This window comes from Pseudoalteromonas sp. BSi20495 (assembly GCF_000241185.1).
Taxonomy (GTDB): domain Bacteria; phylum Pseudomonadota; class Gammaproteobacteria; order Enterobacterales; family Alteromonadaceae; genus Pseudoalteromonas; species Pseudoalteromonas fuliginea.
The window spans coordinates 1-5504 of sequence record NZ_BADY01000051.1 but is presented as its reverse complement, the minus strand read 5'-3'; the positions used below and the strand labels follow the sequence as shown (position 1 = coordinate 5504).

The following is a 5504-nucleotide window of genomic DNA, read 5'->3' as shown; positions in this document are numbered from 1 at the left end:
TTAATGTAGAGGATAACGATGAGTTATCGGTAAATTTAGATAATGATTCTGCTCAGCTTGATACAGATTTAGCAATTGATGCTGAACCTCAAAATAATTCAAACGCTGAAATAGATGAAGCTCTTAATGTAGAAGATAGCGATGAATTACCGATAAATTCAGATGCTGGTATTTCGGTTAATGAATCTGAAACTCCCGAGCTTGAAGAAACTCAACCTACAGAGCCGGACGACGAATTATTACTCGATATTGATTCTGCTCAGCTTGATACAGATTTAGCAATTGATGCTGAGCCACAAAATAATTCAAGCGCTGAAATAGATGAAACTCTTAATGTAGAGGATGATGCTGATAGCGATGAATTATCGGTAAATTTAGATGACGAACCAACACATTCATTACCGAGCCAAACCGAACAAGACTTAATGAATGCGCTCTCAGCTGAAAATGATTTAAATAGCTTAGATGATGATTTTGACGATGAATTATTGCTTGATAATGACTTTGCGGAGCTTGATACAGATAGCGATGAATTATCGGTAAATTTAGATGATGCTATTACGGTTAATGAACCTGAAACTCCCAAGCTTGAAGAAACTCAAACTTTAGAGCCTGACGACGAATTATTACTCGATAATGATTCTGCTCAGCTTGATACAGATTTAGCAATTGATGCTGAGCCACAAAATAATTCAAGCGCTGAAATAGATGAAGCTCTTAATGTAGAGGATGCTGCTGATAGCGATGAATTATCGGTAAATTTAGATGACGAACCAACACATTCATTACCGAGTCAAACCGAACAAGACTTAATGAATGCGCTCTCAGCTGGAAACGATTTAAATAACTTGGATGATGATTTTGACGACGAGCTGTTACTTGATAATGATTTTACGGAACTTGATGCTGAATTAGAAAGCACCGCAGGCTCTGAAACTATGATTTCGGAAAACCCAGATGAAGCGCTTTCTAATGAGCTCGCTGGTGAGCAAACGAATGCCGATCGTGAAGCTGAAATAACCCGAACTGAGTTATTTAATAGCAGTGATATAGCATCAGATGATGAGCTTGATGATGAGTTTATGGCTGAGCTAACGGAAACTGATTTTGATTCATTACTTAACGAATTAGCTGAACCAGAAGAATTAAGTGTTGAAGATAGTAGTGAGTTTGACGTTGATTTTGACAGTTTACTAAAAGAAGACTTAGGAGTTGATGAGGCGTTAGTTGTTGAAGAACCGCTTGTCCAAAGTAACAATGTTGAGCAACTTGATAATGATGAATTTGTAGATATTGATTCATTATTAGAAGAAAGTGACGACGCAGAAATTGAACACGAACCTTACAACGACGTTAATATGGATGTTGGCTTGAGTGAATTTGACGCGTTACTTGCCGGTGATAATCCGACGGATGTTGATGCTGAAAGTGGTGGCTACTCAGCTAAATTAGATTTAGCGCGTGCTTATATTGAAATTGATGATTTTGATTCTGCGCTTAAAGTCATTGAGGATGTTATTAACAAAGGTCCTGAAGAAGTTCAAGAAGAGGCGCTTAGTTTAAAAGCTAAACTAAAATAATTAAAATGTTTATAAGAACCCGTATCTGGCTTAGCTAAATACGGGTTTTTTATGTGTATTGGTTTGATTACGACAGGTCTCCTTTTATTGCATCGTTAGATAGCATAAAATGCCTCGTTCATTAGCACAGTAGGTAAAGCAGTAATTATGCGAGTAGCACTTGGAGTTGAATACAACGGCGCACGTTATAGTGGTTGGCAACGTCAATCTCATGTAAATAGCGTACAGCAAGAAGTAGAAAAGGCGCTGTCGCGCATTTGTAATCATCCAGTTGAAGTTATATGTGCAGGTCGTACAGATGCGGGTGTACACGGTACAGGCCAAGTAATACACTTTGACACTGAGGCCGATCGCGATATGGTCGCATTTACACTAGGTATGAATACTTTAATGCCTAAAGATATTGCTATTCGTTTTGCTCAACCCGTTGCAGATGATTTTCACGCTCGTTTTAGTGCTACAGCACGTCGTTATCGTTATATTATTTATAACTCGCCTTTGCGAGGAGCTGTACTAAATGAAGGCGTTACGCATTTCCATCATCAACTAGATGAAACCAAAATGCAGGAAGCGTGTCAGTATTTAATTGGCAAACATGACTTTACTTCTTTTAGGGCCATTCATTGTCAAGCGAATACACCGACAAGAACAATTCATCATTTATCGGTACGTCGCCAAGGTACTTACGTTATTATTGATATTAAAGCGAATGCGTTTTTACATCACATGGTGCGTAATATCACAGGTAGTTTAATGGATGTTGGTTTACATAAACACCAACCTATATGGATAAAAGAGCTACTTGATTGTAAAGAACGCGCAAAGGCCAGTGCTACCGCTAAGGCTGCTGGTTTGTATTTAGTGGATGTTGACTACCCTGAGCAATTTGATATTCCTCAAACACCTTTAGGCCCTTTATTTTTGCCGGATATAGATGTTTAATTAAGGTTAGTATAAGTGCTTTTTATGAGCACTTTTAACTACTAAGACCAGTTTTTTATACCGCGTTAGTGTAATTCATGTTTTAATTGAAAAAATTTGTCTGCTAATTGCTATTAGCAGGCTCGCGACACAGAACAGTATTAAGAGAGTTGCAAATGAGTTGGCTAGAAAAAATCTTACCTAAAACGACAAAATCATCAGGTCGTAAAGAAATCCCAGAAGGTGTTTGGGCTAAGTGTACATCGTGTGATTCAATTTTATATAAAGCTGAATTAGAAAAGTCATTAAACGTATGTCCTAAGTGTGACCACCACATGCGTGTTAGTGGCCGTAAGCGCCTAGAGCACTTTTTAGATGAAGGTGATCGTCAAGAGCTTGGTACACAACATGAGCCTAAAGACATTCTTAAGTTTAAAGATTCTAAAAAGTACTCTGACCGTATCAGTGCAGCCCAAAAAGCAAGTGGTGAAAAAGATGCACTTGTGGCGATGAAAGGCCGATTAAAAGGTATTCCAGTGGCAGCGGTAGCATTTGAGTTCTCATTTATGGGTGGTTCAATGGCTTCGGTTGTTGGTGCTCGTTTTGTTGATGCTGTTGATCAATGTTTAGAGCACAATATGCCGCTTATCTGTTTTTCTGCATCAGGCGGAGCACGTATGCAAGAAGCGCTTATGTCGCTTATGCAAATGGCTAAAACAAGTGCTGCGCTTGCAAAAATGACTGAAAAAGGCCTTCCGTTTATTTCAGTAATGACTGACCCAACAATGGGTGGTGTATCTGCATCACTTGCTATGCTGGGCGATATTAACGTTGCAGAACCTAAAGCGTTAATTGGTTTTGCGGGTCCTCGTGTTATTGAGCAAACTGTTCGCGAAACATTACCTGAAGGTTTTCAGCGTAGTGAATTTTTGCTAGAACACGGTGCAATTGACATGATTATTGACCGCCGTGAAATGCGCGATACCCTTGCACGCATTTTAGCTAAATTTATGAACTTGCCTTCTACGGAACAAGAGCATAGAGTAGCGTAAATTTCAGCTTTACTGATTACACGCTATGACAAAAACAATTCCTAGCCAATCATCAAGCCTTGATGATTGGCTTTTTTATTTAGAAAGTGTTCACCCTGCTAACATTGCAATGGGCTTAGAACGAGTTGCTAATGTTGCCAACAATATTGGCCTTTTAAACACTCCAAGTAAAATTATTCTTATTGCCGGTACAAATGGTAAGGGCACCACTGCACGTTGCTTAGAGTCGCTATTACTAGCGCAAGGTTTTAGCGTGGGTACTTACGCATCTCCACATTTAATTCGTTATAACGAGCGTGTACGAGTTAATGGGGAAGAATTGGCAGACCAATTTCATATAGATGCTTTTCACCAGCTTGAGCAAGGCCGTAAAGACACTCCTCTGACTTATTTTGAATATGGTACTTTGGGGGCATTGGCAATTTTTAAACGCTGTAACGTCGATTATGTATTACTTGAGGTTGGTTTAGGTGGGCGCTTTGACGCTACAAATATAGTAACGCCGTATGCAAGTGTGATTACCACTATAGACTTAGACCATAAAGAGTATTTAGGTGATACCCGTGAGTTAGTGGCTTATGATAAAGCCGGTATTTTTCGTGAAAACACGCCCGCTATTATCGGGGATTTAAATATTCCTCATACAATGACTGATTATGGCAAGGAAATTAATGCCAATATGACGTTGTCGGGCAGTGACTTTATTTTCAAAGAAAATGCTGAGAGCTTTAATTGGCAATATAAACAGCATAATCTTGAAATAGATAAGCCAGCAATACCGTGTCAAAATGCAGCCACTGCGCTAACTGCGCTAAGTGTTTTAAACTTATTACCTAGTGTACAGATAATAAGAGATTGCCTAGCTAATTTAGTTGTAGAAGGGCGGTTTCAGCAGTTAAGTACTGAGCCTTTAGTCTTTACAGATGTGGCACATAACCCTGAGTCGGCGCGTTATTTAGCCAATAAGTTATCAAGCTATAAAGATAAAGGCTTTAAAATTCATGCATTAGTCGCTATGCTTGCTGATAAAGACAAAGTCGGTGTACTTAAAGAAGTAAGCAACCTGGTCGATGAGTGGTCGTTAGCGAGCTTAAGTAGCCCGCGAGGCGACACTGCAAGTAATTTACAAAATGCACTGCAGGAATTGTCTCATCATAATACTATCAATAGCTATGATAGTGTGGCACAGGCACTAAGTGTAATTTTACCAAAACAACAACGTGATACTATGTTGATTGTATTTGGTTCTTTTTTTACTGTGGCCGGCGCTATTAATTACTTTAAAAAATAGAGAGGATGTCGGTGAACTCAAGTTTTATTAATCGCTTAGTCGGAACAAGTATAGTGGTGATCGCAGCAATTGTGTTTATCCCTAATATACTCGATGGCGAAAAAGTGCATTATAAAGAAGGCTTTAAAGCGATTCCTGATCGCCCTGAGTTCAAAACAATCGATCTTCAAGAGTCAATTGATGAAAATGTTGCTAACGCAGAGCCACTAAAGCAAGATGAAATCGAAGATATTCAAGCTGACGATGAGGCTTTTGAGCAGCAAAATGCAATAGTGGAAAGTGATTATGCTGTAGAGGATAAAGTCGTTGAAGCAAGCATAGAGCCTAAAGCAAAACCAACGACTCCTGTTCAAGCTAAACCAAAACCGATTGCACCGCGTAAAAGTGATGAAAACCTAACGAGTATGGCTTATGTTATTCAATTAGGTAGTTTTTCACATGTTGCAAACGTAAAAGCATTACAAGCTAAACTAAAGGTTGAAGGGTTTAAAACGTTTACTAAACCGATTAAAACCCCAAATGGGACATTAACCAAAGTATTTGTTGGCCCTTCACTTGATAAAAGTGAATTACAAAAGCAGCTCCCCCAGCTTAAAAAGCTTACTAAATTAAATGGTAAAGTTACGCAATACGAAGTAACAAAATAATTATAAAAAGAAG

General features: G+C 38.8%; 5 protein-coding genes. All 5 read left to right on the top strand.

What is annotated here, in order from left to right; all coding sequences use genetic code 11:
• On the top strand, positions 1-1580 hold a 1580-nt coding region (locus P20495_RS20390; RefSeq protein WP_033015465.1), incomplete at its 5' end, for a FimV/HubP family polar landmark protein.
• A gap of 147 nt (positions 1581-1727) precedes the next feature.
• Positions 1728-2522 carry a tRNA pseudouridine(38-40) synthase TruA gene (gene truA / locus P20495_RS13000; RefSeq protein WP_007376857.1) on the top strand — a complete coding sequence of 265 codons (795 nt, stop codon included), beginning with the start codon at positions 1728-1730 and terminating at the stop codon, positions 2520-2522.
• A 155-nt stretch (positions 2523-2677) separates the two neighbouring features.
• Positions 2678-3553 carry an acetyl-CoA carboxylase, carboxyltransferase subunit beta gene (gene accD, locus P20495_RS13005; RefSeq protein ID WP_007376856.1) on the top strand — a complete coding sequence of 292 codons (876 nt, stop codon included), beginning with the start codon at positions 2678-2680 and terminating at the stop codon, positions 3551-3553.
• A gap of 25 nt (positions 3554-3578) precedes the next feature.
• The gene (gene folC, locus P20495_RS13010) at positions 3579-4844 is read left to right on the top strand and encodes a bifunctional tetrahydrofolate synthase/dihydrofolate synthase (protein WP_007376855.1); all 1266 of its coding nucleotides are present in this window, start codon (positions 3579-3581) and stop codon (positions 4842-4844) included.
• A gap of 11 nt (positions 4845-4855) precedes the next feature.
• Entirely contained in the window at positions 4856-5491 is a 636-nt protein-coding gene (locus tag P20495_RS13015) for an SPOR domain-containing protein (RefSeq protein WP_007376854.1), read from the top strand.
• The last annotated feature ends 13 nt before the right edge of the window (positions 5492-5504 follow it).